Source organism: Nostoc sp., from assembly GCF_036918015.1.
Lineage (GTDB): Bacteria > Cyanobacteriota > Cyanobacteriia > Cyanobacteriales > Nostocaceae > Nostoc.
The window spans coordinates 388,319-414,638 of sequence record NZ_JBALEO010000098.1; the positions used below are offsets into that span (position 1 = coordinate 388,319).

At 42.7% G+C, this 26,320-nt stretch carries 24 protein-coding genes; 11 read left to right on the forward strand and 13 right to left on the reverse strand.

Going from position 1 to position 26,320, the window contains the following annotated elements:
* Nucleotides 1–4 precede the first annotated feature (4 nt).
* On the reverse strand, nt 5–616 hold the full coding sequence (locus tag V7K61_RS32345; RefSeq protein WP_335060010.1) for a hypothetical protein: 612 nt from the start codon (nt 614–616) through the stop codon (nt 5–7).
* A gap of 144 nt (nt 617–760) precedes the next feature.
* Entirely contained in the window at nt 761–2,161 is a 1,401-nt protein-coding gene (locus tag V7K61_RS32350; RefSeq protein ID WP_335060012.1) for an amidohydrolase, read from the reverse strand.
* A gap of 81 nt (nt 2,162–2,242) precedes the next feature.
* Between V7K61_RS32350 and V7K61_RS32355 the strand changes: the two genes are divergently transcribed.
* The 4 genes from V7K61_RS32355 to V7K61_RS32370 all read left to right on the forward strand — a co-directional run bounded on the left by V7K61_RS32355 (nt 2,243) and on the right by V7K61_RS32370 (nt 4,619).
* Nucleotides 2,243–3,022: a cysteine hydrolase family protein gene (locus V7K61_RS32355; RefSeq protein WP_335060014.1), complete on the forward strand. Its 780-nt coding sequence runs from the start codon at nt 2,243–2,245 to the stop codon at nt 3,020–3,022.
* A 298-nt stretch (nt 3,023–3,320) separates the two neighbouring features.
* Nucleotides 3,321–3,776, forward strand: coding sequence for a cupin domain-containing protein (locus tag V7K61_RS32360; protein WP_094348972.1), 456 nt, complete (start codon nt 3,321–3,323; stop codon nt 3,774–3,776).
* A 149-nt stretch (nt 3,777–3,925) separates the two neighbouring features.
* Nucleotides 3,926–4,264 (forward strand): DUF433 domain-containing protein, encoded by a 339-nt coding sequence (locus V7K61_RS32365; protein ID WP_335060016.1) that lies wholly within the window; start codon nt 3,926–3,928, stop codon nt 4,262–4,264.
* Nucleotides 4,191–4,619 (forward strand): DUF5615 family PIN-like protein, encoded by a 429-nt coding sequence (locus tag V7K61_RS32370; RefSeq protein ID WP_335060018.1) that lies wholly within the window; start codon nt 4,191–4,193, stop codon nt 4,617–4,619. Before V7K61_RS32365 ends, V7K61_RS32370 begins: the two co-directional genes overlap by 74 nt.
* Nucleotides 4,620–4,784: 165 nt before the next feature.
* Here the strand turns inward: V7K61_RS32370 and V7K61_RS32375 are convergent, their stop codons facing one another.
* The 9 genes from V7K61_RS32375 to V7K61_RS32415 all read right to left on the reverse strand — a co-directional run bounded on the left by V7K61_RS32375 (nt 4,785) and on the right by V7K61_RS32415 (nt 15,729).
* On the reverse strand, nt 4,785–5,867 hold the full coding sequence (locus V7K61_RS32375) for a 2-aminoethylphosphonate aminotransferase (RefSeq protein WP_335060020.1): 1,083 nt from the start codon (nt 5,865–5,867) through the stop codon (nt 4,785–4,787).
* Between the two features lie 112 nt (nt 5,868–5,979).
* Complete coding sequence (gene aepY / locus V7K61_RS32380; protein ID WP_335060022.1) at nt 5,980–7,161, reverse strand: phosphonopyruvate decarboxylase; 1,182 nt, start codon at nt 7,159–7,161, stop codon at nt 5,980–5,982.
* Between the two features lie 385 nt (nt 7,162–7,546).
* Nucleotides 7,547–9,202, reverse strand: coding sequence for a phosphoenolpyruvate mutase (gene aepX, locus V7K61_RS32385; protein WP_335060024.1), 1,656 nt, complete (start codon nt 9,200–9,202; stop codon nt 7,547–7,549).
* A 198-nt stretch (nt 9,203–9,400) separates the two neighbouring features.
* Nucleotides 9,401–10,156, reverse strand: coding sequence for a phosphocholine cytidylyltransferase family protein (locus tag V7K61_RS32390; protein WP_335060026.1), 756 nt, complete (start codon nt 10,154–10,156; stop codon nt 9,401–9,403).
* Nucleotides 10,157–10,248: 92 nt separating this feature from the next.
* Nucleotides 10,249–10,395 (reverse strand): hypothetical protein, encoded by a 147-nt coding sequence (locus V7K61_RS32395; RefSeq protein ID WP_335060028.1) that lies wholly within the window; start codon nt 10,393–10,395, stop codon nt 10,249–10,251.
* Between the two features lie 8 nt (nt 10,396–10,403).
* The gene (locus V7K61_RS32400; protein ID WP_442936396.1) at nt 10,404–12,062 is read right to left on the reverse strand and encodes an alpha/beta hydrolase; all 1,659 of its coding nucleotides are present in this window, start codon (nt 12,060–12,062) and stop codon (nt 10,404–10,406) included.
* Between the two features lie 13 nt (nt 12,063–12,075).
* Nucleotides 12,076–12,807 carry a 2OG-Fe(II) oxygenase gene (locus V7K61_RS32405; protein ID WP_335060032.1) on the reverse strand — a complete coding sequence of 244 codons (732 nt, stop codon included), beginning with the start codon at nt 12,805–12,807 and terminating at the stop codon, nt 12,076–12,078.
* A 43-nt stretch (nt 12,808–12,850) separates the two neighbouring features.
* A complete protein-coding gene (locus V7K61_RS32410) occupies nt 12,851–13,456 on the reverse strand; it encodes a CDP-alcohol phosphatidyltransferase family protein (protein ID WP_335060033.1) in 606 nt (201 codons plus the stop codon).
* A gap of 623 nt (nt 13,457–14,079) precedes the next feature.
* Complete coding sequence (locus tag V7K61_RS32415) at nt 14,080–15,729, reverse strand: B12-binding domain-containing radical SAM protein (RefSeq protein ID WP_335060035.1); 1,650 nt, start codon at nt 15,727–15,729, stop codon at nt 14,080–14,082.
* 487 nt (nt 15,730–16,216) lie between these two features.
* Between V7K61_RS32415 and V7K61_RS32420 the strand changes: the two genes are divergently transcribed.
* From V7K61_RS32420 to V7K61_RS32450, 7 genes are all read left to right on the forward strand, one after another.
* Nucleotides 16,217–17,836 carry a cyclic peptide export ABC transporter gene (locus V7K61_RS32420; protein ID WP_335060037.1) on the forward strand — a complete coding sequence of 540 codons (1,620 nt, stop codon included), beginning with the start codon at nt 16,217–16,219 and terminating at the stop codon, nt 17,834–17,836.
* Nucleotides 17,837–17,895: 59 nt separating this feature from the next.
* Nucleotides 17,896–18,126, forward strand: a complete 231-nt coding sequence (locus tag V7K61_RS32425; RefSeq protein WP_292871492.1) for a DUF6737 family protein — start codon at nt 17,896–17,898, stop codon at nt 18,124–18,126.
* 241 nt (nt 18,127–18,367) lie between these two features.
* Nucleotides 18,368–18,622: a hypothetical protein gene (locus V7K61_RS32430; RefSeq protein ID WP_335060039.1), complete on the forward strand. Its 255-nt coding sequence runs from the start codon at nt 18,368–18,370 to the stop codon at nt 18,620–18,622.
* 277 nt (nt 18,623–18,899) lie between these two features.
* A complete protein-coding gene (locus V7K61_RS32435) occupies nt 18,900–19,325 on the forward strand; it encodes a hypothetical protein (RefSeq protein ID WP_335060041.1) in 426 nt (141 codons plus the stop codon).
* 558 nt (nt 19,326–19,883) lie between these two features.
* Complete coding sequence (locus tag V7K61_RS32440; RefSeq protein ID WP_335060043.1) at nt 19,884–20,357, forward strand: hypothetical protein; 474 nt, start codon at nt 19,884–19,886, stop codon at nt 20,355–20,357.
* On the forward strand, nt 20,354–21,520 hold the full coding sequence (locus V7K61_RS32445) for a PrsW family intramembrane metalloprotease (protein WP_335060045.1): 1,167 nt from the start codon (nt 20,354–20,356) through the stop codon (nt 21,518–21,520). The genes V7K61_RS32440 and V7K61_RS32445 overlap by 4 nt, the downstream gene beginning before the upstream one ends.
* Before the next feature lie 671 nt (nt 21,521–22,191).
* Entirely contained in the window at nt 22,192–23,307 is a 1,116-nt protein-coding gene (locus tag V7K61_RS32450) for a sensor domain-containing diguanylate cyclase (protein ID WP_335060047.1), read from the forward strand.
* A gap of 7 nt (nt 23,308–23,314) precedes the next feature.
* On the opposite strand, the gene V7K61_RS32455 is transcribed toward V7K61_RS32450, so the two are convergent.
* Nucleotides 23,315–23,905 (reverse strand): thioredoxin family protein, encoded by a 591-nt coding sequence (locus V7K61_RS32455; protein ID WP_335060049.1) that lies wholly within the window; start codon nt 23,903–23,905, stop codon nt 23,315–23,317.
* Nucleotides 23,906–24,179: 274 nt separating this feature from the next.
* Complete coding sequence (locus V7K61_RS32460; protein WP_335060051.1) at nt 24,180–26,099, reverse strand: ATP-binding protein; 1,920 nt, start codon at nt 26,097–26,099, stop codon at nt 24,180–24,182.
* Nucleotides 26,100–26,320 lie beyond the last annotated feature (221 nt).

The window sequence follows — 26,320 nt, forward strand, 5'->3', positions numbered from 1 at the left end:
TATTTTAGCAAATACAGCAATTTTTGTTGATGCAAGAAGAATTTGTTTTTCGGCGAATACAATTTTTAGGGAACTCGGCTGAAGGATCATCTAATACTTTTTTGTATATGCAAAGTAAATTTTCTAGATGATCTCCGCTTAATTGGTTAAAGGGTTCAGGAAATTTTTCTACAGGTACAATACGTCTATTTTTTATATTCAAACGTAGAGCGCAAAATCCCTCCCTAGTACCTCTATGAAGATAGACTTCGTGAACTTCAATACCTAGATATTGACTAATACGAAGCGCCACATCATAATTGGCTAATTCACCAAAGCCTTCTACTTTATTTCTAACACCCTGAACAAATTCATAAATACTATTAAAATTGTCAAAATCACTAATACACTGAGTATCAAAATGTTCTAAAGCAATCTTAGCCGCTAAACATAGACACTTGGGAATACCATAACGGGCTTGATGGTCTTCAACTTCTCCCTTTTCGTTTCTACTAAGAAAAGCTTTTTTGACAGCATATCTTAAATTGTCAGCTTGTTTATACCAAGAATATTCCTTCTCTGCACAGGGATAAACATTCTTACGATAGTGGTTATATATGTCGGTGTAGGATTTCATATCTAAAAACTCATCACTCAAGTTCTACTGTAATGTTTGAGACTATAGTCGTCAACCTTAGTAAGTATATCTTTCCCATTTTTTAACTGAAGATTAAACACCAAAGCCCGAATTTTTTGCCGCAGTTCTGTATTTTTTTGTCTTTTACAACCCCATAACCGTCCGATAATGAGCCTCGATTTGCGCGACGGTTTCAGACTTGCGCTTTGTCTCCCATTGACTACGGTTAAATAATTCTTGTCGCAATTCATCAACATTAATTGTGGTAACTTTGCCATCAGCAATAATTTGCTTACCATTCACCCAAGCGCTATCTACAACATTACTAGGACGACCTAAAACTAATAAGCCAATGGGATCTGTACGGGGTAATAATGATAAATTGGTGAGGTTATAAAGTACTAAATCTGCTTGTTTACCTACAGTTAAAGAACCAAGTTTGTCTGCTATATTCAGACCCTTTGCGCCTCCCAATGATGCCATTTCCACTGCTTGTCTGGGTGTAATCCAGTGCTGATAATCTGAGTCTGTAATATTATGTAAAATACAACCAATTTTGATGGCTTCTAGCAAATCTTGAGAGTCATTACTAGAAGCACCATCACAACCAAAAGTTACATTTATTCCAGCTTGGCGATATTTTAAAATAGGGGCAATGCCACTGCCTAAACGCAGATTACTTAAGGGATTATGAACAACTGTAGATTGAGTTTCGGCGAGGATGGCGATATCAGCATCATTTAACCAGATGCAATGGGCAAGAGAAGTTTTATTGCTCAAAAACCCGATTTTTTTCAAATGTTCCACAGCAGTACAACCGTACTTTTCTTCGGCGAGTTTTTCCTGTGCCCTGGTTTCCAGTAAATGGGAGTGACGACAAAGATTGTAGCGATCGCTTAACTCAGTACACCCTTCAAATAAAGCATCAGTACATAATTGAATCCCCGTTGGTGCAACTAAAATATTTACACCCTCATCTGGACGATGAAATTGTCTTACCGCCTCTTCAATGATTTCCAATGTTACCGCAGCTGAACGAAAATAAGGCTCATGAGTTTGGGTTGATTCCCCGGATGGCATACCTGCGGTGAGGGATTCATCTTGAATTAAGGGGGCGATAAAGGCGCGAATTCCCACTTCTTTGTAAGCGCGAGTGGCAATGGCGATCGTTTCTAACTCAAGTCCGGGAATTAACACCAGGTGATCTACTACACTCGTCCCGCCGGAAAGTAAGGTTTCTACCGCCGTTCCCAAGGCGCTGAGATAAACCTGTTCGGGAACGAGGGGGGCAAAATCATACAGTTCCGCCAACCATAATTCTAAAGGGAACATTGACATAATTCCTCGCTGCCACATCTCTGATGAGTGGGTGTGGGCGTTGAAAAAGCCAGGTAGCAATAGCTTATTTTTGCCATCTATGGCAGTGCCGATTACTTGTAGATTGGGGGCAATGGCGGCAATTTTATCATCTACAACCTGTAAATCTACCGTTGCATAATCATCACTGACGGCAATCAAAACATTCTGGATAGTGAAATTTACCATATTTAACCTTAATTAAGTAATTGTATTTTGACTTGAATTTCAAGTTACAAAATAGAAAATGGTGTTGGGTACTGGAATTTTATGAATTTACCATTACGGACATTGGGAGTTGCCCCAAATGCGTGGATAGTGAATGATGCGATCGCAGATATCACTCGTCCTCAAAAGACCCTACAACCCGTTATCTTATCAACAGAAACTAAAACCCTGCGCCTAGATTTGGCAAAGACTGCTATCCTCGTCATTGATATGCAAAACGACTTCTGTCACCCTGATGGCTGGTTAGCGCATATCGGCGTGGACGTAACTCCGGCGCGTCAGCCTATTGAACCTTTGAACAACTTACTTCCAGAACTGCGTGAGGTTGGTGTTCCAGTCATTTGGGTAAATTGGGGAAATCGTCCCGACTTGCTCAATATTAGTGCTAGTTCGCGCCACGTCTATAATCCCACAGGGGAAGGTGTGGGATTGGGCGATCCACTACCAAGCAATGGTGCTAGAGTACTTATGGCAGGTAGTTGGGCTGCGGCAATCGTAGACGAGCTAGAACAGATACCCGAAGATATTCGTGTGGATAAATACCGCATGAGTGGGTTTTGGGATACACCATTAGATAGTATCTTGCGGAATTTGGGAAGGACAACATTATTTTTTGCTGGTGTTAATGCCGATCAATGTGTACTAACCACGTTATGTGATGCCAACTTCTTAGGATATGACTGCGTGTTGCTTAAAGATTGCACCGCTACCACTTCTCCTGAATATTGTTGGCAGGCGACATTGTATAACGTTAAACAATGCTTCGGTTTTGTCACTGACTCGCAAGGAATTTTAACAGCGCTGCAAAATGGTGAGGAGTGAATCAATTTTGGATTTTGGACTTTCCTGCGGAACGCTACGCGTAGCTTGCTTCTCCGAAGGAGTACGACTTCGCTCAGTCAACGATTTTAGATTTTAGATTGATCCCATGCATTAATGCTCTTTATTCGCTCAATAATTTTAGATTTTTTCTGGCGTTTAAATTCGCTTTCTCTCAGACAATTTTGAATTTTGAATTATTCAATCGAAAATCCAAAATTTAAAATCTAAAATTCTGTGATTCATAACTCGGATTTTAGGAATTTTCATACCCATCGATAACTTCAGAGGGGATAAATAAATGTACGCTACTCGTTGTGTAATTCCGGTGATCAAATCTAGCAAAGATTACCAAGTATATCGCATCAGTCCCGACGCCTCGAATCGATTAGCAATTATCTTCGATTCCACAAATGCTAATACTTCTTTGACTTGCTGCATAGAAATTTTTGATGTTGGTGGACAAACACCCCCAAATCGCCATCAATGGGCGGTGGAAATGTTTTTCGTCCTCAAAGGGGAAGCGATCGCTATATGTGACGGCAAGAGTGCCACGATCAAAGCTGGAGATAGTTTATTAGTGCCTCCCACTGGTACTCATTTGATTAAAAATACTGGTTCTACTCGCTTGTACACGTTGACTGTGATGATTCCCAATGAAGACTTTTCGGAATTGATTCGCAGTGGGATTCCGGCGGAGTTAGATGAAGAAGATATGGCAGTACTGGGGAGATTTGATGCTTTGATGCCCTGTTAAAATAATTTTTATAGCAGTTCTCAGTTGAGGGAGGTTCAATTATTGTTGTGCGATCTACCAGGCTTGTTGATGTTGGCGATTCTCTCTCTCATGGGAGTGATGAAAAAGCGCTAAATTAGTGGATAAAGCTAAGTCTCCCGTAACCTAAAATGTCTCTTACCGTAGCAACTGATCCTATACCTCTATCACCTGATTCTGATGGCGTTGTGCGTGTTAGTAATACTCGCGTAACTCTTGATACTGTAGTTGCCGCCTTCTTGGAGGGTGTTACAGCAGAAGAGATTGTCGAACAATATCCATCTCTTCAGCTTGCAGATGTGTACTCGGTGATTGGCTACTACCTTCGACGGAAAACTGAAGTTGATGCTTATCTAAAAATTCGACAAGAGCGTGGCATCCAAGTTCGTCAAGAAAATGAGCGTCGTTTCAATCCAATTGGGATACGCGATCGCCTCATGGCAAGACTTACCCACCAAGGGCAGAGTTGAAATGCTGCGCCTTTTAGCAGACGAGAACTTTAACAACCAAATTGTTAGAGGAATTCTTCGACGAAAACCTGAGATTGATATTGTTAGAGTTCAGGATGTAGGTTTGTCCAAAACTGATGATCGAGTCATTCTGGAATGGGCGGCGCAACAGGGCCGGGTTCTATTAACTCATGATGTAGAAACAATAACTCTATATGCTTACGAGCGTGTACAGGCAGGGTTAGAAATGCCAGAGGTATTTGAGATTAGTCGCAGCGTCTCAGTGGGATTGGCGATCGAAGATATCTTGTTGATCGCACAGGGAAGTTTTGAGGGCGAATGGGAAGGACAAGTGCAATATCTGCCTCTTCGTTAAAGTCCCAGCGCGGTTTAACAACTCAAAGATTTCCCAGGTTTGTTGATGTGGCGATCGCCATCTATAATAACACCAAGAGATATAGGGAAAATTCGTAACTGCCTAGCTAGTAGTATTAGTTGTGGTGCATTTCGAGGCGATCGTTAATATTCCAAACAAGTCTAATTACTGTCTTTTGGAAATAATTTGTTTAACAACGCCAACAAAGCGTTCCATGTCAGCTTGGGTAATGGCTCCCATTGTCGAGACTCGAAAGATTGATTGAGCTAAATTTCCCTGTCCAGAATAAATTATATAGTCTTGTGCTTTCAGTTGGTCGTGAAATTCTTCATAGCTGAAACCATCTGGTAAGTAGTAGGCATTCAAGACAACGGATGAACTGCCAAGAGGAAGTAAGGGTTTAATTCCGATTGAGGCTAACCCATCTCTGACTAAGCTGGCAAGTTGGTTGTAATGTTTGTGTCTGGCACGCCAACCTCCTGCTTCTGTCATTTCTTGTAAAGCTTCTGTTAAAGCATAAAATGTCTGTACTGATTGCGTAAAAGGTGTGCCACCTCGGTCTTGCTGCTGGTAATAGGTTGCTAAATCTAAATATAAGGTGCGGGGAATTGTGTCTACTGACGGCAGTGCATCCCGTTGCAGGATGACAAAGGATACTCCGGGAACACCATGCAGACATTTATTCGCTGTCGCAGCGCAAGCGGTGATTCCCCAATCTGCAAAATTTAATTCCTCAGCACCAAAGCTGCTGACTGCATCTACTAACAGTTTGATGCGGCGTTCTTGGCAAATTGGGGCAAGTTCCAGTAAATTATTTAGGCGACCGGTAGTAGTTTCGTGATGGACGACAGCAAGGTGGGTGATGTCGGTGTTTTCATCCAGGAGTTTGACTAAAGCCTTGATATCTATTTCGGCATCCCAAGGATGGGAAAGTGTGATGTAATCAATGCCGTGAATTTTGGCGATTTTGGATAGTCGTTCGCCGTATACACCGTTTTCGATTACCAGCAATTTCCCGTCTGCGGGTACTAAACTGCTGATCATCGCTTCCATCGCGGCGGTACCAGAACCCGTGAGGAGAACTGCTACCCAGCGATCGCTTCCAAGACCATAAACTTGAAGTAATTGTTCGCGGATTCCGCTTTGAAGTTGGGAAAATTCCACCTCACGGTGACACAAATCGGGACGCAACAGGGCATTTCTGACGCGATCGCTTAAATTAACAGGGCCGGGATTTAGTAAAATCATTTTGTCATTTGTTATTTGTCATTGGTCATTTGTCATTGGTCATTTGTCATTGGCATTAATAAATTAAGAGTTTGTACTTGGAATTTATTAATTACGAATTACGAATTACGAATTAAGAATTACCAATGTGTTTCATAAAGCGTTGTAAAACGGCTTCCGGGGTGAGGTTGGGTCTGGGTAGCTTTTCTAAAGTTCCGGGACGGATTTTTAAATGAGCGAATTTAGGTCTAGTGTTAGCATCTGCGGTAAATAAGGCATCTAAAAGGGCGGGGTCATCTCCGGCTAATGTCACGCCGTAACCGCACGCTTCGGCAATTTTGGCAAAGGAGATACCCGCAGAGACGGTGGCTTGTGCGCCTGTGGAATCGTGGACTTCATTATCTAAAAGAATATGGATCAAGTTAGCACCGCCATAAGTGCCGATGGTAGCAAAATTACCCATTCGCATTAATGCTGCCCCATCGCCATCAATTACTACTACCTTGAGGTCTGGACGTGCTAAGGATAATCCCAATCCCAGTGAGGAAGCGCAACCCATCGAGCCGACCATGTAAAGATGATTGGCGCTGTCTTTACTGGCAAAGAGTTCGCGTCCCGTGTATCCGGTGGTGGCAATTACTACAGTATTTTTAGCATCAATCAGTTCTACAATCCTAGCTAATGCTTCGCTGCGAGAAATGCGTTGTTCTTTGCGATCGCGAAAAAAGCTTTGCTGAATATAAGCGCTAGCACTATTTTCTCGTTCTGGGAAAGAAGAACGGGTGAGTGCATGGGGGGCAATTGTTCCCTTACGCATAATTAGAGCATAAGGTCGGCGTTCTTGCTGCATATAAGCTGTTGCTCTTTGCAAAACTGGTTCTATTTCTGCTGCATCTGTGGGAAAAAATTCCCAAGGTACAGACATTGTTTCCAGCAATTTATCTGTGATTTGTCCCATTAATTCATGTTGCGGCTCATCTTGCAATAGGCGTAGGCGTAGCCCGTCGTAGACATCGCCTCGCAGGGTACAAATCAGCAGCAGTGGAATCCGAAAGATATAAGTGAGGGAGGTTAGCGGGTTAACTGCATTTCCCAAACCAGAGTTTTGCATCATTACTACAGCTGGTTTACCAGCAATTGCGGCTCCAGCAGCGATCGCTACAGCATCTCCCTCATTGGCTGCGGAGATATATTTAAGTTGAACGTCATTGATGACGTAGTTAATAAAAGGCGTGAGAAAAGAACAAGGTACGCCAGTGTACCACCCAAAGCCAAGATTAAGCGCAGCTTCTACAAATTTTTCTGCCTGAATCATAATTAAAAATTTACAGCAATTTTCAGGGATTTAAACGATTGAGATGGGGAGTGGGAAGTTGGGAGTAGGAAGAAAAGATTATTACTTCGACTTCAGAAAGCCAAACTTGAGCATCAGAACTCAAAACTTTAACCTCAAAGCTTCGTTAATGAACCTCAGAGGTTGTTTGAAAAGTAGTTAGCTGTGATTTTAGGTGCTTGTTGATCCCCCCTAACCCCCCTTAAAAAGGGGGGAACCGGAATTAAAGTCCCCCTTTTTAAGGGGGATTTAGGGGGATCTAGAACGTTTTGCTACCAACAAGAGGACTTTTCAAACATCTTCTCAGAGCTTCGTTGATGAACCTCAGAGTTCAAAATTTTATTTCCACCTCCACACTCCCCAATCCCTATTGCTTCAATTGAAAAGCAAGGTCAAGATCATCTAAAGAATTAACATCTAACCAGTTACCGCGAATATAAAGCACCTTGATCGGTTTACCTTGCTCGATTAAATAATTGCATAATTCTGGCAAACCCAAACTGTTAAATTCCGGTCGTTTTTGTAATTCATTGAGTGCTTCACTAACCCACTGTCTACCTTGACTCCGCAAGCGCAACATCCCAATCCAGCGGCCGCTAGACTTTCCTAATGGCGTTTGTGTCGTTTTAGAAATGTTCAACAGGTTGACATCCTGTCCAAACAGAGAAAGATCGTCTGGAATTGAGCAATAGGCGTAATCAGGTGAACCGCTAACAGATTTGCTGTTGGCTACAGAATCAACTACAGCTACAATTTCTCCAGGACATTCTAATAAATCTCGCAGGATGTAGCTTCTAAATAGTAAATCGCCGTAAAGCACCAGCATTTCTTCGCCAAAACTAGCTTGAGCGCAAGCTAAGGATGCTAATTCTCCCGTTGTTTCATAATCTGGGTTGCGAATGACTTTAGTCCCCGGAACATTGATGGTTTCTGCTTTGTAACCGGCAACAACGGTAATATCATTGATAGCAAGTTTCTTGAATTTGTCTACCAACAACCTGAGTAAAGGTTTACCTCCAAGAGGTAACATCACTTTTGGCTTATCTTGCGTCAATCCGGCTAACTCTTTTCCTCTGCTAGCAGCCAGAACGATCGCTTGGGTATTTTGTCGTCCGTTGTTAAAGTAGCGTTTTTCAGCTTCTATGAGTTCATCCGCCCCTTGTAGCCGGAAAATTTCTTTTACGGGAGCAATATCATCTTCAATGTTGATTAAAGTTTCGCTGGCTTTCACTTCACGCGCGATCGCTTGCATACTAGCAACAGCCGCTCGAATCAGATGGTTTGCCCAAATGACCAAATTAACTTCAGCTTTGCGAAAAACATCAGTAGGCGTGCTGTAATATTTAGTCGGTATAAACACTAATGGGGAACGACCCGCCCATTCTTTAGCAAAGGCTAACACTTGATCGGCGCGCGATGATTTACTGTGAATCAGGATGGCGGTTGCTCCGGCGGCGTGGTAAGCTTCAGCCCGGCGCAATGCCTCCGAGAGATCCCAGCCGGCGATCAAAGCTTCGAGTCGGGCGACGATGCAAAAATCTGGATCTGTCTGACTATCCTTACCCGCCTTAATTTTGCCGCAGAATTCATCAATATCAGCCAAAGGTTGGCGACTCCCGTTAATAAAGCTATTGGTTTTGGGAAAAAGCTTATCTTCAATACAGACTCCAGCAATACCTCGCTGTTCTAACTTCTTAACTAGGCGACGCATATTATTAAAGTTGCCATAGCCAGTATCACCATCTAATAAAATCGGGATGCTGGTGACATCAGACATAAACTCCAGCATTTCTACAACTTGAGTCCAACTGGCTTCATTATTATCTCGAACGCCATATTGAGCCGAAAGAGCTAATCCACTCGCCCAAATTCCTTTAAATCCAGCCTCTTCCACAATCCGGGCGCTAATCCCATTGTGAGCTTCCATGATGAAGTCGAGTTGAGGCGATTCTAGTAATAACCGCAATTGGGCACACTTATTTAATTTTACAGAGGTATCATTGGGTGCAAATATTTGATGCATTTATTCTGCTTTTCTCAACCTATATAAATAATATGGCTAGCGATTTTCAATTGCATGGAATACAGACCTAACCCCCAGCCCCTTCCCTACAAGGGAAGGGGGGTAAGATTCAAAGCCTCTCTCCTTTTAGGAGAGAGGTTTGGAGAGAGGTCAAACTGTAATGTATCCAAACCAAAACCGCTATAAATAAAGATATTTTCAGACATTTTCTGCGACTTCTATCTGAGGTAAAATATCGCTTTGAGCGCGTTGAATATCTTGGGGAAAATCGATTTCAAGCCAAGGTAATCCAGTGATGTCTTCGTAGCCAAATGTTTCTGGAGTTTCTAAGAGCAGATCCCGAATTACTTCTTCATAAGGTTCATTATCCCGTCCCTCTGCAACATACTGTTCTGTGCGAGTAGCAAGACGGCGAGCAACAGCACTTTCAAAACGAAAGAATCCCACTGACTCACCGACAAAATCGTAAGCTAAACCAGGAGTTACTTGTTTACGAAATTCCACTAAATAATTATCTTTAACACAAAGCTTCACGGGTTCATCTCCCGGTTCAAAATCCCGATCTAGTAAAAAGCTGTTGGGGATATTTGTCTTTACCAATCGTTCGATGATGCGGCGATCGCACAATACATCTGCATCCATTAATAATATGTCATCGCCAGCAACTAAATGCTGACGTACAGTCCAAAGGCTGATTACACTGCCTTTGGTGTAGTCAGGATTATAAATTGTACTGACCCAACTTTCGGCTCCTAATGCTTTGATTTCATCCTGAATTCTTTCTGCTTGATAACCCACAGCAATCACTACTTCATCAATTTGGTAATGACGGAGATTGTTAAAATGGCGCTCTAGTAGAGATTTGCCGTTAAATTTCAGTAAGCATTTGGGTTGGATTTGCCCGTCTTTACCTAAGCGTCGTCCAACGCCAGCAGCTAAGATAATTGCCTTCATCGTCAAGTCACCAACAGTAGCTTAGACACCAGTAAATCTGGAAATTTTCCCAGTATTTTATAATGACTGTTTTTTGCTCAAGATAATATTTGTTAATTAATTCTTAACATTGAAGAAACAGTAACTCTGTGGTAAAGTTTGTCACCATTGAATAATACTAGAGTACCAGGAGTTAAGGAGAGCGATCGCATTTCCATCTCCCGTTCTGGAATATCTTTGTAGAGTTCATCTAGCTTCAAAAGTTTTATTAAAACGCTTGTTGTAGTTGTTCAGATGTCAGCGATTTAATCAAAGTTAACGGTAGTGGTTGCTGACTAATTGTATTAACATAATCTGTACTCAAATAGGGAAGGTAACTTGGCTGTTGAGCAACATAGTTTTCAAAAAAGGGAACACTCAAAGCTTTAACATAATGACGTGCCAAAGCCGGACTTGAACCGATTACCCGTGTAGGAACAGGTATGGTTGCATTTGGTGATTCTGCAATAGTAGAAAAGTGTGTACCGCCCTTGATAAGTGCTAAAAATTTATTTGGAGTTGTTAACCAAGTGAAAGGCTGAATTTGTTCTAGTAAGGCCGGAGCAACCGTATCAGAACTGCCAGATACAATCATCACGGGAATTTTTATTTGGCTGAGGCTAGCTTGACCAAAAATACTGCTATCAACTGGATTCATTGCAATTGCTGCTTTTATCCTTACATCAGATAAGTTGTATTTATCCTTTGGTAATTTTACTGCTAAACACTGAAGTAAAAGCGAAATATTTAACGTATCTTCCAAAGCTGGACAGTCAACTTCCAATTGCTCAAAATTAATCTTTGCACCTGCTAATGCTAATGCTGTATACCCACCAAATGATTGTCCGATTATACCAATTTTCTCTAAATTTAAACGCCCCTGAAATGCTGTATTAGACTTTGATAAACTAGTTAATTCGTCTAATAAGAATTTAATATCTAAAGGTCTGTCAATAAGTTCTCTAGGATTGGTCACTCTATCTGCTGTACCTGATAATAATGCTTGCAGTTGTTTTGAATCACTGCCAGGATGTTCTGGAACAGCAACTACAAAACCATAAGAAGCCAGATGTTCGGCTAGATAAGCAAAACTTGTTCTGTCAGAACCCAGTCCGTGCGAAATGACAATTATCGGACGAGGAGTTTGAACGATTGGAAGGTAAATATCGACTGGAAAAATTCGATTACGCGAGAGGTCTTTAAGTGTGATAGTTTGCTTTAAGAAACGAGAAGTTCCGGTTTTTCCTAAATCTATCAATGGAACGATATTAAGTGTAGAAGCAGTAGTTGTCTTTTGTTGGGATTGTTGGTTAATAAGTGCTACTGATTTTTGAGTTTGATTGACTAAATTCTGCAATGTTTCTGCAATTGCCAAACTCTGGTCTAAATTAATTGAAATTGCGCTCACAGGAAACTTGTGTAATACATTTAAAAGCGTAAAATCTTTTTGATCTGCGGCTGACAAAATCAGTGCTGCACGAATTGCATAAAAGCCTGACAATCTAGATTCTGTCTGAATAACTTTTCCCAATTTTTTTAATAATTCTTCACCAATTGGTGTATAAAGAAACTGCGAAATTTCTACTTCATTTAAAGGAATAGGAGTTAGTAAAACTTTTCGCAGTTGAGTTAGTTCTTTTTTACTTACATACTGAGTATATCCAGCCAAATCATCGTCTATTTTGCCTGTTCTAGCATAAGTTTCGAGCGAACTAATTGGAATAGACCTTTCTAAAAGACCGTAATTAAATCTTAGGCGCTCTGCACCTAAAGCGGGGTAAGCAGTTAGTGTAGGCAGCAACCCGATACTAAAAATTCTCAAAGCCAATTTCAGCAAAACAGTTTGGGGAGCAAGAAAATAAGGATGGCTGCGAACTTTAGATAGCATGGCTAAACTAATATCAATAGCGAAGGGAATAATTACAGCGAAACACTTGGCGAAAACCAAAATAGGCGATCGCATCTTTCATATTCGAGACAAAACGTTTTAAGATACCCATGCGGGTGTCGGTGACGTACTCCAGAGTTAAGACAATACGCTGTTCATTGTTACCCAAAGGCGTAACTCTGTGGTAAAGTTTGTCACCATTGAATAATACTAGAGTACCAGGAATTAAGGAGAGCGATCGCATTTCCGTCTCCCGTTCTGGAATATCTTTGTAGAGTTGATATTCCAACTTACTGGATGAATTATCAACCAAACCAAGCAATACTGTATAGCGTTTACCGTGATAGTAAGAAGTATCGTAATGATACTGGATATGATCTCCAGGCTCAGTGTAATAGTACAGCGCGTAAGTATGGGGATCGGTATCAGGACAGGGAAGGAGTTTTTCTGCTGTAATTTGGTTGAGGAACTCGAAAAAGGCACTGAGTTGATAAAACTCTCCGAAAATCGGAGCAAGGCTATCTAAGCTATAGCGGCTGATACTACCGCCCTTTTTATGATTGGGAATATAGTTGCGGTTGATAGCAGGTTGCAAAGATGGCAACAGCGCCAAGAACTGCTCGATGATGCAGCTAGGGAGAAAGTTCTCCACTACCAAAAATTCATTTTGAGCTTGAAACTCAGCTTGAAGTTTCTGGTAATCAACGGCTGCCATAGCTTTATCAATTTCAGTTTGAAGCTCCATTGATGCCCATTGATAATTATTTATTCTCTCACTGCTTCCTTATCTAGTTTGATTCCGGCTGCGGGAGTGTCCAAAATTGCCAAATTACCCATATAGCAAAGGTTGGCGCTCCAATTGTCGCTGCCATTAATAACGGCTCTAGTCCATTCAGCAAGGGAACTATGGGAAACAAATACAGCACGTCTTCAATGTCAAAGCCGGCGAAATTTGGTTGACGGCTGGCGTCTTTACCTAAACGTTGTTCCATTTGGTTTCGCAAATGAAAGATGCAAGCAACAGACACGCCAGATACTATCCCCATCACCAACGCCCACCAACCAAATTTTCCCTCCCTCAGACCATATCCAATACACACAAACAATAGAATATGGATGATGGCGTCACTAACAAGGTCATATTGATGTCCCCATTTGCTGCTTTTCCCACTCAAACGAGCTAATTCACCGTCTGTATGATCGAGAAAGTTAGATAAAGCAAATAGCCATGCCCCAATGTTAACCCAAATGGTATTACCAACTGCGAGGGCGATCGCAGCCGCCAACCCTGTCAAAAGTCGCACTGTAGTAAGATGATTGGGATTTACCCAACTGTCTTTTAGAGGTTTAATTAGCCAGTAAGCAAGTTGAGCATCCCAAGGCTTTGCGATCATAGATGAAGTTAAATTTGATCTGGTCTTGGAATATATATATAGCGGTTCTCGTTTGGATGCAAGACGCGCTAGGTGCGAACTGCTATCCTACGTGTCAACTTAAGCCGAAAACTATATCAGACAGGCGTTTTGCAAATCCCTCACGCCCTCATCCCCTAACCCCTTCTCCCAAAGAAGAAGGGGAATTGAATGTCTAGCTCCCCTCTCTCTTGGGCTACGGTGTATACACAAGTCTGAAATATCTGATGAATCTGGGTTTTACCCCACCCTAACCCTCCCCTTATAAAGGGGAGGGAACTGGATTTCCGGTTTCCCCCCTTTATAAGGGGGGATTAAGGGGGGTAATTCGAGTTGTGTATACACCGTAGCTTTCTTGGGAGAGGGGCTGGGGGTGAGGGCAAAACGTTTTCACCAAGCCGGTTTAGCTATGCGCCCCTTTTTTATTTGGAAGTCCCTTAGTGAAAAATGTTTTTTAATCGAACCGCAGAGGCGCAGAGGACACGGAGAGTTTGGAAATAGAGATTTTCACGAATGATTTAGGACTGTTATATATCAATAAAATTGTTTACTGATAAGTTTAATTTATCTTTGTTTTGCTTTTTCGCAAAATGTCATCTTGACAGTTAACTACGGACTTTGGTGAGAATTTTTTGGGAATAAAACGAAGCTGATTCTTCATTTTTGGCGCAATCTTGGGCAAACTTAATTAGATGGTGTCCCACAAGTCCAACGTGAATTAAGTTTTCGATATTACCTGCTTTTAGTGCTGGCTTGGCCATTTTCCAGAAAGTCTGGCGATAGTTACTAAATAAGCCTATCCGCAGCAAAATATTACCTAAATAAGTTAAACCTTTGCGAATATTAGCCGCAGAAGCGCGAGATGGGCTGTTAGGAATTTTGATGCGATTTGGATAGGTGTGTTCCATGTTGTAGGCAAACCGCTCATATAAAAATTCCGGCTCATAAGCAGTTGTAATGCAGCGCCGCCACATCTCAATAACTTGTTCGTAGGGCATCAAAAATTCAACATTTGATTCGCGGTTTTCATCATAAACAAGTCGTCCTTCTGCTTCTAATCTCCGCCATAATGGAGTTCTAGGCAAAGCATGAAGTAGGTTAATTGTCAACATGGGAATTTGCGATGCCCGAATAAATTCGATAATTCGGTCTGCTGTTTCTGGTGTATCTGTATCTAACCCAATGATAATTCCTGAAACTACTTCCATGCCATAGCTATTTAAAACCTGAATGGCTTTTAAGATTGGCATACTCAGATTTTGGTCTTTGGAAATCGCATGGAGGGCATTTGGTTCTGGTGTTTCGATACCACAAAAGATTGTGCAGAAATAAGCTTCGCGCATCATTTCCAGCAGCTTTGGACTTTGAGCTAGATTGAGCGTTGCTTCACAGGCAAATTGGATGGGGTAGCCATTGCGTTTTTGCCAGTCAATCAGGTGAGGAAGTAACTTCATGGCGGCGCGGCGATCGCCAACAAAGTTATCATCGACAAAATACACTGCCCCTAAATTGCCAGATTGTCGCATTGCATCTAACTCCGCGACTACTTGCTCTGGCGTTTTCATCCGGGGGCTGTTGCCATAGAGTTCGGGAATATCGCAAAACTCGCAGTGATAAGGGCAGCCACTAGAAAACTGCACATTTGCCAAGAAATAATCATTGATATTCAGCAAATGATAAGCTGGGGTGGGGAAGTCTGTTAAGGGTAGACGTTCCTTGGTTTCAAAGCGAATTTGCTGTTGGGGACGTTGAGAGTTTTGGTCTAGATATTCGATCATGCGATCGCTTCCATCTCCCAATTCACCCAAATTTAAAATGTCAAATTCAGGATAATATTCTGGACACCCAGATACCGAGGGTCCGCCCACAACGGTAATTTTGCCGGCTCGATGGGCAAGTTCGTTAATTTGATTAATCTGTGGTTTTTGGATATGCATTCCACTCACAATCACCACATCAGCCCATTGATAATCAGCCCTGGTTGCTAATTTGACATTCTCATCAATAAACCGCACTTCCCATTGTTTCGGTAAGTAGGCAGCCACAATTAAAATACCTTGGGGTGGCATAAAAGCGCGGACATTACCCATCAGTGGGTAAGCGTGATGAAAAGTACCAAAGGAGCGGCTGTACTTGGGAAAAATACACAGAATGCGTCGATGGTGCGAAGGAACGTAGCGGGTTCCTTGAGTTACAGGAGCGGTTTTGGAATCGCCCGCAATTTGGTTCTCTAAAGATTTTAGATTTACAGTCATCGCAAATTTCACCCTGGAAAACTGAGCAGGTAATTTGACAGTTTATTGACATAATTAGCTGTAATTCCAACTAGCTTACCAAAGAAAGGCAGAAGGCAGAAGGGATTATAAATATATTTTTGCTCAAAACAAAGTCCTAAAGATTATAAATCGCCCAATGTTGCCTTCTGCCTGATTCATCGTGATATTTGAACTGACTTTTTACGGCATCTGGAAAACCTCTCTTCTATTTCTCTCTCCTAAAAGGAGAGAGACTTTGAACTTTCCCCCTTCCCGCGTCGGGAAGGGGGTTAGGTTTTTGGTGGACTTTTCCACATAACATGAAAAGTCATATATTTGAAGGGGTATTTAACTGGTAAAATATAAAATCTACCCTAGCAATGCAAATTTAATTGGTTGGCAAACAACTATTATGGAAATCGCGCATGGGACATAAAAAGAGAGATTTTCATTTTTTGTTGTATCCAACTGGGTATAGGCATTTGTCATGAATTTGATTTACTTTCTTTTGCGTTCTTCGTGGGGGATGGTAACGATCGCGATCGCTACCGGATTTTTGAGTGGTGGTAGTAGTGCTGGCTTGATTGCCTTAATTAGCCATGCTGCAAGTAGCGGTAGTTCTTCGCGCCTCACATCGATAATTTGGGGTTTTGCGGGGCTGGCTATAGTTGCACTAATTACCAGTATCATTTCTCAAGTGATGCTGATTCGCCTTTCTCAGAATGCAGTCTTGCAATTACGGATGCGTTTAAGTCGCCAGATTCTCGCTTCCGAGTTGAGTCATCTAGAACGCTTAGGGAATCCTCGATTATTGGCTACTTTAACAGAAGATATTCAGGCGGTGGCTAATGCTGTTTATCAGATGCCTTTTATCTTTATTAATTTAGCGATCGTCTTAGGTTGTATAACCTATATAACCTGGCTTTCTTGGTTAGTATTGTTGATGGTTTGTGGAATTTCAGTAGTTGCGATCGCTAGTTGTCAGTGGCTACTCAACAGAGGCGGACAATTGCTAGCTCTAGCTCGTGAAGATGAAGATCATCTGTTTAAACATTTTCGCACCATTACCGAAGGAGTCAAGGAACTTAAACTAAACTACAAGCGGCGTGAAGACTTTTTAGAAGAGAAACTGCAATCAACTGCTAACGAGTTTCGTCATCACAACGTTAATGGTCTAAGCCTTTTTGCCATAACTTCAAGCTGGGGTCAACTCATCTTCTTTTTTGCCCTCGGTTTTGTACTGTTTGTACTGCCTAATCTGCTTACCATCAATCCCGAAACTCTCTCTGGCTATATTTTGACTTTCACTTACTTGGTGTTACCAATGGATAACATCATCAGTAAACTTCCTCTATTAAGCAAAGCCAGCATTGCTTTACAAAAAATTGAGTCACTGGGTTTATCTCTAGCTAGTCGAACGGAAATATCCACTGTACCACCTGCTCTGAAATCTGACTGGTATAGGTTAAAATTTCAAAGCGTTACCCACACTTACTACACAGAACAAGAAGACAATAGCTTTATTTTTGGCCCCATCGACTTGACACTTTTTCCTCAAGAATTGGTCTTCATTGTCGGCGGTAATGGTAGCGGTAAATCTACATTAGCTAAATTAATTACTGGGCTTTATGTACCAGAAAACGGCGAAATTTTGTTTGACGACCAGTTAATTAGCGAAGAAAATCGAGAATGGTATCGCCAACATTTTTCTGTGGTATTTTCCGATTTCTATTTATTTGAAGAACTTTTAGGATTAAAAAATTCTAACTTGGATTCTCAAGCCAGAAAATATTTACAACAACTGCAACTAGACCATAAAGTGAAAGTTCAAAATGGACAAATTTCTACCACTGCTCTTTCCCAAGGACAACGAAAACGGCTAGCTTTACTCACAGCCTACTTGGAAGATCGACCAATTTATCTATTTGATGAGTGGGCAGCCGATCAAGATCCAGTATTCAAAGAAATATTCTACACTCAACTTCTTCCAGAATTGCGATCGCGGGGTAAAACAGTGCTGGTGATTAGCCATGACGATCGCTATTTTCATTTAGCAGACCGAATTATCAAACTTGACTATGGAAAAATAGAGTACGATAAAACTTAATCTGGCAAAACAATTGATAATTGTTAAAAGAATATTTGGAGTTTGACTAAATAAAACTAATGTCCGAACAAAAGCCCATAAGTCCTTGGAACTATAAACCTTGGTGGTGTCAACCCTGGTCTATAGTTCTCACAGGTGTGACACTGATTGGTGGTAGCTGGTTACTATTTAAAACTATCTGGCTAACAGTTCTTGTTTCCATCCCAATAGGAACGTGGATGGCATTTTTTGTGTTGTTTTGGCCACAATTAATGATTCGCAGTGGAATTTTAGAGTCGTATAAAGAGTAGTTTGAGCTTAATGTAATGCTGGAAATTTAGTCTAGGTAGAGAAAATTATTCCACTGTGTTCAGAGATTTAGCATTTCAGATCGTGTCCAGATAATTATATCAAGTTCGGTTAAAAATCAAGCGTAGGTGTAGCCCGCACTTCTCTACGTTCGCGCAGCGTGTCGCAGACAGACGCTCTTGCTAGCTTGCTTCCACGTTCGCGGAGCGTGCCGTAGGCAAGTGGTACGACAAGCTACTTCGGTTGCGCTCAGTACAAGTCAGCGATCATCGTAGACATCGATTTGTTGTAAAAATTTATGAAAGCAATGCCTACGGTGGGCTACGCCTACGCACCTGTGTACTCGATCGCGGTGCGACAAAGTTTCAAGTACCTCAACACGACTTTGGAGTACCTCAACACGACTTCGGAGTACCTCAACACGACTTTGGAGTACCTCAACACGACTTTGGAGTACCTCAACACGACTTCGAGGTATCTGTTGCTGTTTACTCGTAATATTTAGAAATATTCCCCGGTACTCAGATCAACTCATGTGATTCGACACTAGCTAATAGGCGAAAAATCGAGGTAAGTCTGAAGAAATACTAAAGGCAAAATGATAAAACAAAAATCAAGATACATTTAGATAGATTTGAATACCATCAACAACATACTACTAATCTTCAAATTTGAAGATTAATACTTTTGCTTGGGGTAATTTAATTAAGCTGAACGGTTTGCTGATTAATTATAACAATAAGCAATGAATTGCTTGCGACGGAGAAACTATCACATGAAAAACTCTGCCTTGACTCTTATTCGTAGTGTTTTAGCCGCCTCGGTCATCACCACATCGCTCACATTTAGCTTTACTGCACCGTCGTTAGCTCAGGCTCATACGACCGTACGGTTTTCCGCTGGCAAAGACAACACTTTTATACAGTCTTCGATCGCGGGCAACCAATACCATGACTACATTCTGAATGCGCGGGCAGGGCAAAGGCTGTCGGTTTCGTTGATTACCAATGGAACAGCATACTTCAACATTCTCTCACCAGGCAGCACAGATCGGGCAATTTATAACAGCTCAATATCGGGCAACGATGGAAGCGTTCGTTTGTCACAGAGTGGCAACTATATAGTTCGTGTATATCTAAAGGGTGGCAATAAGGACAGAAATCGAACGATTCCTTTTAAACTTTCAGTCGGTATCTTGTAATGGTTGCTTCTCAATACTAAACAAAAGCTTGAAAAGCGGCACAGCAGCGATGCAATAAACGCATCGCTCCTAATAGTTTTCTCGATCGCTGGAAGTGTAACAGTCTAAACACCTCCAACAGCGTATTATCCGCGGGATCGATCTTAGAGGATGTTTTAAAAGTGGTCAGATGTAATTTTAGGCACTTCTAGATCCCCCCTAAATCCCCCGATCAATTGGGGGAACCGGAATCAAAGTCCCCCAATTGATCGGGGGATTTAGGGGGATCTAAAACGTTTTGTTACCGACCAAAGAACTTTTAAAACATCCTCTTAGGCAGAAATTTTCTGCCCAATATAATAGTTCGGCGCTACCAACGACCATCTTTTGAGACATGGCAAGACACAAATCACCCTCATCAGTTTCACGCCTGTTTAGCACCGCAAAAAGGAAAATTGTATGTCCCCCCTAAGACACGAAGCCCCTGTACCGGTTGAATATCGACTGCTTGGATTCGATCGTCGGCTCATTTGGCCGACGGTGAGCGTTTATCTTGTGGTGTTTTTATGGTCGGGAGTCATGCCAGCCATCAACGAGGCTGTTCATAACAAGGAGGTTTTAGCAGGGACAGCTTATAATGTCGGCCCTGTAAGTTTTACGCCAACCCAAGGCTGGGTGATAACTAAGACCCCATTCCCTGCCGGGAGTTCATCAAACGCAGTGGTCTTTAAAGATGGCGTCTCGTTTAGCGTCAAGAGCGGCATCTGGAAGGGAACTGCCGAGGAACTCCTCAACCAGATCGTGAAAGACCAGAATGAATTTGTTGTCGAGGGTAAACCAGTTCCCGTTACAACACTGCAAAAGGTTGCCGGAGTAGCTAAGAGAATTAATGGTCCCGACTATACTGGTCTACTGCTCGCATACGTCGATGGCAAGGGTCAGGGAGTCGAAGTGATTGTGAAGGGCCCGGCCGCTACCTCCACACAACTGGAGCAACCGATCGCTGACATGATTAAGAGCATTACATTTAAACCAAAGGAGGGCGATTCGTGATTAGCACTTCAAAAAGTGAGGACACAATCCGCAAGGCTGCCATCGATCGTTCAGGCTGGAGCTATCCCATCCGATTTTTTCAGCCGCACAACCCGGCGTGCTACCTGTATTGGTTGCTCGTACTGAAAGGCATTTACGTCTTCTGCGGACTTTTGTTCGGCAGCGCCATCTATCCCACTGCTCTGTTCATCGCCCTCTCCTCTGAGGCACTATATTGCTTGCCTTGGATCTGGTTTCTCACGCACAAAGATCGGTATGAACGTGAGCCAGCCAAGCTCGCGCTGCTCGGCTTCCTTTGGGGCGGACTAGTAGCGCCGTGGGTCATGGCGCTCCCTGGCAATGGTGCAATCCTATCGCTATTTGCGAAGCTGACCAGCTTCGACTTTTATAGCCATTGGAGTCCGGCCCTCACGGCACCCATCGTGGAGGAAAGCTCCAAATTCGTCGGGATCGTCATGCTCGCTTTACTAGCACGCAACCATGTCCGCAACTCCTACGACGGGTTTCTGCTTGGTGCGTTTGTGGGTCTGGGCTTTCAGGTCTTTGAAGACGTGTCTTACATTGTGGGCGCCCCCGACGCCAGCTTTGGGTCGCAGCAGGTTGCTGGTACGTTGCAGGTGTTGATTGTACGCACAGCGACCGGTTTCTGGAGTCACTCGCTCTACACGGCGGTTGCGGGTACGGGGTTTGGCTACTTCCTCGAAGCGAAAAATCGCTCGTTCGGCCATCGGCTCGCGGTTTTAGTAGGTTTCTTTCTGTTGGCTTGTCTGGCTCATGGCTGTTGGGATGCCATTGGCGGGTTTATCGGTTTCGGGCCCATCGGCATCGTCATTGCAACGGTTGCGATTTTGTTTGCGTGGCGGTTCTCCGAGCAGCGTCAGCGCAAGTTTGTCCGCGTCCTGCTGGCTGACGATGTTGCAAACGGAATCGTGACAGAAGCCGAACTGGCTGCGATTTCCAACCGACCGAGAAATCGGCGAGCTTACCTGAGAGAGATCAAATCCTCATCCGGGCCTGACGCGGCAAAACGCGCTGGGTTCATACTCGATGCGGCGATCGAGCTTGCAGCAGCAATTGCATCTACGGACAGTCTCGATAGTCCGCAAGCCAAAGCCGCGCGTGCGGAGATTGCGAGGGTGCGCGGTGCAGCACAGTTAGGTTGATTAGAGTAGATTCCAGCCGAAATGCCGAGGCGATCGAGAGTGCCCGAGCTTACGGGGGGACAAAAAGGGCTAGGATGCAGATAGAATAAGCCTCATAGCCCTCTCTCATTGTTGGTAGTACTTACGCTTGTTGGGTTTCGTTCCTCAACCCAACCTACAGAATATTATAAGTGTTTAATCTAAGCTGATATTAGTTATAATTCCCGAATCTATGCAATAGTCTCAAAAACCCCTTCCATCTAACCCTCTGGGGCCTTAACGATCGCTCTTTAACCGGACATTGTATCATCTCTGCATAGACGCGCAGAGATGAGCAAAACTGTGCTGCCAAGTTAAGCGATCGCTCAAGCAGATGATGAGAAGAAGTTCCCAGAGTCGGAAACCGATCTTGGTAAATTACGTACATATAAATAAATTAACGGTATCAAAAATATCAGACTTTACGAATAACCTGATAGTATAATAAGTTTTGATAATTTTTAGCTAATATTGATATTTTTAAAGCTGGCTTTGGGCAAAAGACCTTGTAAGCAGCTACATACTCAGGGAATTTCCACAGAAAAAGCTAGGGTGACATGAACAACAGAGCAAACCAAAGGCATGAAGCACATCACATAATACAATATTTCTGTATATTCAACCGAATGTTGATTTTTGTTGCAGAGATGTTAATGTCACGCAGCCTTGTTGCTAGAGAGGTGATGCTGCGGTTGTTCCAAAATTTACAACGTCCCAGACTTCACTGGCTAAGACTTAGACGCTCATCTGTGAAAACTCAAGCTGTTCCTCTACCTGACAATGAAGCAGAAAGGCTCAAAGCCCTGGCGGACTACAATATTCTAGATACCCTACCCGAACAAGCTTTTGATGACCTAACAGCTATTGCTGCCTACATTTGTAAGACTCCAATTGCTTTAATTAGCTTAGTTGATAGCGATCGCCAATGGTTTAAATCTAAGCTTGGACTAAAAAATAGCGAAACACCTAGAGATGGGTCTTTTTGCTCCCATGCCATTCTTCAACCAAATGATATATTAGTGGTTCCCAACGCCATTAAAGACGATCGCTTTAATAACAATCCCTTAGTCAAAGGTAATCCCAAAATTCGTTTTTATGCTGGTGTCCCTCTACTTACGCCCGATGGTCTTCCAATTGGGACGTTGTGTGTTCTAGATACCATTCCTCATCACCTAACTTACCAGCAGTTAGATGCACTGCGCCGCCTAAGTCGTCAGGCGATCGCTCAAATAGAACTCATTCAGGAAGTTCGCAACCGCAAACAAGCAGAGATCGAAGGAAGACAGTTATTGCTGACCGATGAACTAACAGGTTTGCATAACCGACGTGCTTTCTTCCTAATGGCTGCACAGGAGTTGAAAATTGCTCACCGCATGAAAGTGTTTTGCTGGGTGATGTTCATTGATTTAGATGGGCTAAAACAGATTAACGACACCCTTGGTCATGATATAGGGGATGCCTTGATTATTGATGCTGGTCGATTAATTAAGCAAACTTTTCGGAATTCAGATATTGTTGCCCGCTTGGGTGGAGATGAGTTCATTGTTTTCATCTCTAGCTACTTTAAGGACGCTGATAGTATCCAAGCGCGTCTACAAACAAATATCGCCAACTTTAATCAACAGCAAAACTGTAGCTATAAACTTTCGATGAGTATCGGCATAGAGCGTTACTCACCAGAGAGCAATATGTCACTAGAACAACTAATCGCTAACTCTGACGAATTAATGTATGCTCAAAAGCGGCTCAAGCGGCAATCTCTTGCATAAATAACGTTTAATTTACTACCTGGCTGCCATGACTGCGGGGATCATCTTGATTCGCCGTCGGTGCGACTGGGGCTGAAAACTTGGAAACTTTGCCGCTAGCTTGAGCGTAAGGGAGAGAGGAACCAGTAACCAAAGCTTCTAAGTTGCTAGCCATAATCGTCCGGGGTTGATCGCCGATGGCTTGGGCTACGGTTTCTCCCTGCTGACTCAAAAATACAAAATGGGGAATCCCATCTACCCGATATCTCAGCATTTCCGGCAGCCACTTGGTATTATCTACATTCAGCATGACAAAATTCATCTTGTCAGCATACTCTGTTTCTAGTTGAGTGATATCTGGTGCCATTTTTTGGCAGACAGTACACCAATCAGCATAAAACTCTACTAGAGATGGTTTGCCGTTGCTGACAGCTACTTCTAACGGTGTGGAAGTCTCGCTTAACTTGGCTAGAGTTGCCGAGGTTGTTTCAGTTCGCAATCCTAAGACGAGGGAAACGCTAAGTGCGATCGCTACCATTACAATTAAGAAGTTTCTCAGACGCTTCCCGAATGTAGATTCAGGTTTTTCGGGAGAATTAACAGGTGAATCAGTACTCATAACAGCATTATTAAAACTTATTAAGCAATTTCTTCTTTAGTTTAGCTGACTCCAGGTATTCTATAATTTTTCCACTTCTGGATGCTTCAACTGGGGATTGGGGATTGGGCATGGAGAAAAGACCAGGTAGACAAAGAAGAGCGGGGAGACAAGGGAGAGACTTGTTCAATAATTCCCCCTTGTCTCCCTCGTCCCCCTTGTCCCCCTTGTCTCCCTTGTCTCCCCTGCTCCCCTGCTCCCCTGCTCCCCTGCTCCCCAATCCCAAAGCGCCTATTTACTTAACTTCCAAAATTGCTCCAGTTTCCTTCAAATAAACCCGCGTAAATGGTTCATCTTCACCCAAAGTATAATCTTCAATCAACCCTTTGCGACGAACAGAAATATCGTTGCCTTTTCTAATCACCACAGTCGAACCATCGAAAACATCTCGCGCCAAAATCATCTCAGTTTCGGTGGGATTATCCAAAACTACGATATTACTATTTTGGTAAAATATGCCCTGTTCTTCGAGGATTTCTTCAGGATACTCGGCAATTAGCAAATCAAGTTTGGGATGACGCAGCAAAGTTTGAACATTACTGTTGTAATCTTTGCTTAATACTTTTTTCGAGCGATTCACAAAAACGGCATCACGACAAACAGCACCTATTGTCAAGTTGGAATTTTGCAAAAGGATATGGTCAATCGTTGCTTGCAGTTCTTCAACTGAGATTTTGTTAAAGGTAATAATTGGTATCCTGGCATCCGTACCCGACTCAAAAAAGGTTTCTAAAATATGAGAAGGTACATCAACACTTTCACCAACAGAAGGTTTAAGATGCATTAAAACGCCTGGTGCAGCATTGATTTCCAAGATAGCAAAGTTACTGGACTTCCAAGATTCTGCAAGACTTTTGGTAATGACATCAATCCCCAGACAAGTCAGTTGGAAATGTTGAGCAATATCTTGCGCCAAGATAATATTGTCATCATGAACTGTCGGGGTTGCATCGATGCTCATACCTCCAGCTGAAAGATTGGCAACTTTACGCAGGTAAACAGTGCGTCCTTTCTCAATCACGCTGTCTAATGATAAGCGTTGTTCGTCTAGGTAGAGTTCCATCGCTTCATCGATCTGAATTTTACTCATCGGCGAAGTTGGCGTGTCTAAACGTGCAGGTTTGCGGTTCTCTTGGCGAATTAACTCTGCAAGCGTTAAATACCCATCACCCACAACCGATGCTGGACGCCGTTCTGTAGCGGCGACGAATCGACCATTGACACACAACAAACGAAAATCCGATCCTGAGATGCTTTTCTCAACAATTATTCGGGTTTGCTGATTTTCGGGAATCGCTGCCACTGAACGATTATAAGCAGATACCAGTTCTTTTGAGTCTTGCACATCAGCCGTGACGCCAATTCCTTTGTGACCTACCACTGGCTTAACTGCCACTGGGTAGCCAATTTCTCTTGCTGCTGCCAAGGCTTCTTTCTCAGAAAAGACAATACTACCTTCAGGCACCGGGAAACCCAAGGTTTTCAAAAATGCCTTACAATCATCTTTGCGGGTAGTAAACTCCGAATCTAGATGGCTATCACAGTTAAATGTTGTTGCTACCCCCCGGACGTGTTTTCTTCCCAAGCCGTATTGCATCAATCCTTCTTCCCACAAATAAAAGGCGGGAATACCTTTCTCGTAGGCTGTTCGCAATAGGGCGTAAACTGTGGGGCCACCGTAGACAGATGCGCGAAATCGATCTTGCAACCTCACCAGCTGCTCATCAAAGGTAAAGTCTTCGTCTTGGGTAATGGCTTCAAACCAGTCCCAAACAAAGTAAACTATCTCTCTAGTTGTGCGTTCATGTAGTGATTGGGCGCTAATCCGCGTGAGATTTGGATATGGCTTCGCACTCCAGCGGTTAAGGTGTAAATCCATGTCCAGCTTTCCGGCTTCGGACACAACTTGCGCAAAGAGATGGGCATAAGATTCGTAGGTTTGATCGCGAAGATTTGGATAGCGATCGCCAATGCTGGCAATATAATCTTCAATGGGCAAAGGCTCTCTAGAGTCAATTAGAGCAAAATCAAATACTAGCGCCCCTACATTTAAATAAGGGTTGGGGCCAAGGTAATGCTTGAAGTTGAAAATATCGAATACATCTGTTCTTCTAGCATTAATGCGGACTAATTCACTGCTTTTTTGTAGAACCATTGATTACGAACCTTCGGCTAAACACCCTGAATTTTTAATGCTGAGTTGTAGTTACTCAGACTTATTGATTGTAGATTGACTCAGGTTAATTTTGGAGAGTGATGGCTTTGCCACTGAGCTAATCAGAACCCACGTTAACTCTATTACTAAGCATTTTTAACTATCTTAAGGCATAATTAAATCCCCATTCTTCTGCCAGGAAGCAAGAACAGTCAATTCAT

Coding starts and splice junctions, on each gene's coding strand:
- V7K61_RS32440 (WP_335060043.1), top strand. CDS start 19,884: ATGCCAGCCATCAACGAGGCTGTTCATAACAAGGAGGTTTTAGCAGGG.
- V7K61_RS32370 (WP_335060018.1), top strand. CDS start 4,191: ATGAGCGTCGTTTCAATCCAATTGGGATACGCGATCGCCTCATGGCAA.
- V7K61_RS32390 (WP_335060026.1), bottom strand. CDS start 10,156: ATGAAGGCAATTATCTTAGCTGCTGGCGTTGGACGACGCTTAGGTAAA.
- V7K61_RS32355 (WP_335060014.1), top strand. CDS start 2,243: ATGAATTTACCATTACGGACATTGGGAGTTGCCCCAAATGCGTGGATA.
- V7K61_RS32455 (WP_335060049.1), bottom strand. CDS start 23,905: ATGAGTACTGATTCACCTGTTAATTCTCCCGAAAAACCTGAATCTACA.
- V7K61_RS32460 (WP_335060051.1), bottom strand. CDS start 26,099: ATGGTTCTACAAAAAAGCAGTGAATTAGTCCGCATTAATGCTAGAAGA.
- V7K61_RS32415 (WP_335060035.1), bottom strand. CDS start 15,729: ATGACTGTAAATCTAAAATCTTTAGAGAACCAAATTGCGGGCGATTCC.
- aepX (WP_335060024.1), bottom strand. CDS start 9,202: ATGCATCAAATATTTGCACCCAATGATACCTCTGTAAAATTAAATAAG.
- V7K61_RS32360 (WP_094348972.1), top strand. CDS start 3,321: ATGTACGCTACTCGTTGTGTAATTCCGGTGATCAAATCTAGCAAAGAT.
- V7K61_RS32400 (WP_442936396.1), bottom strand. CDS start 12,062: ATGCTATCTAAAGTTCGCAGCCATCCTTATTTTCTTGCTCCCCAAACT.
- V7K61_RS32375 (WP_335060020.1), bottom strand. CDS start 5,867: ATGATTTTACTAAATCCCGGCCCTGTTAATTTAAGCGATCGCGTCAGA.
- V7K61_RS32425 (WP_292871492.1), top strand. CDS start 17,896: ATGTCCGAACAAAAGCCCATAAGTCCTTGGAACTATAAACCTTGGTGG.
- V7K61_RS32365 (WP_335060016.1), top strand. CDS start 3,926: ATGTCTCTTACCGTAGCAACTGATCCTATACCTCTATCACCTGATTCT.
- V7K61_RS32345 (WP_335060010.1), bottom strand. CDS start 616: ATGAAATCCTACACCGACATATATAACCACTATCGTAAGAATGTTTAT.
- V7K61_RS32450 (WP_335060047.1), top strand. CDS start 22,192: ATGTCACGCAGCCTTGTTGCTAGAGAGGTGATGCTGCGGTTGTTCCAA.
- V7K61_RS32410 (WP_335060033.1), bottom strand. CDS start 13,456: ATGATCGCAAAGCCTTGGGATGCTCAACTTGCTTACTGGCTAATTAAA.
- V7K61_RS32420 (WP_335060037.1), top strand. CDS start 16,217: ATGAATTTGATTTACTTTCTTTTGCGTTCTTCGTGGGGGATGGTAACG.
- aepY (WP_335060022.1), bottom strand. CDS start 7,161: ATGATTCAGGCAGAAAAATTTGTAGAAGCTGCGCTTAATCTTGGCTTT.
- V7K61_RS32435 (WP_335060041.1), top strand. CDS start 18,900: ATGAAAAACTCTGCCTTGACTCTTATTCGTAGTGTTTTAGCCGCCTCG.
- V7K61_RS32405 (WP_335060032.1), bottom strand. CDS start 12,807: ATGGAGCTTCAAACTGAAATTGATAAAGCTATGGCAGCCGTTGATTAC.
- V7K61_RS32350 (WP_335060012.1), bottom strand. CDS start 2,161: ATGGTAAATTTCACTATCCAGAATGTTTTGATTGCCGTCAGTGATGAT.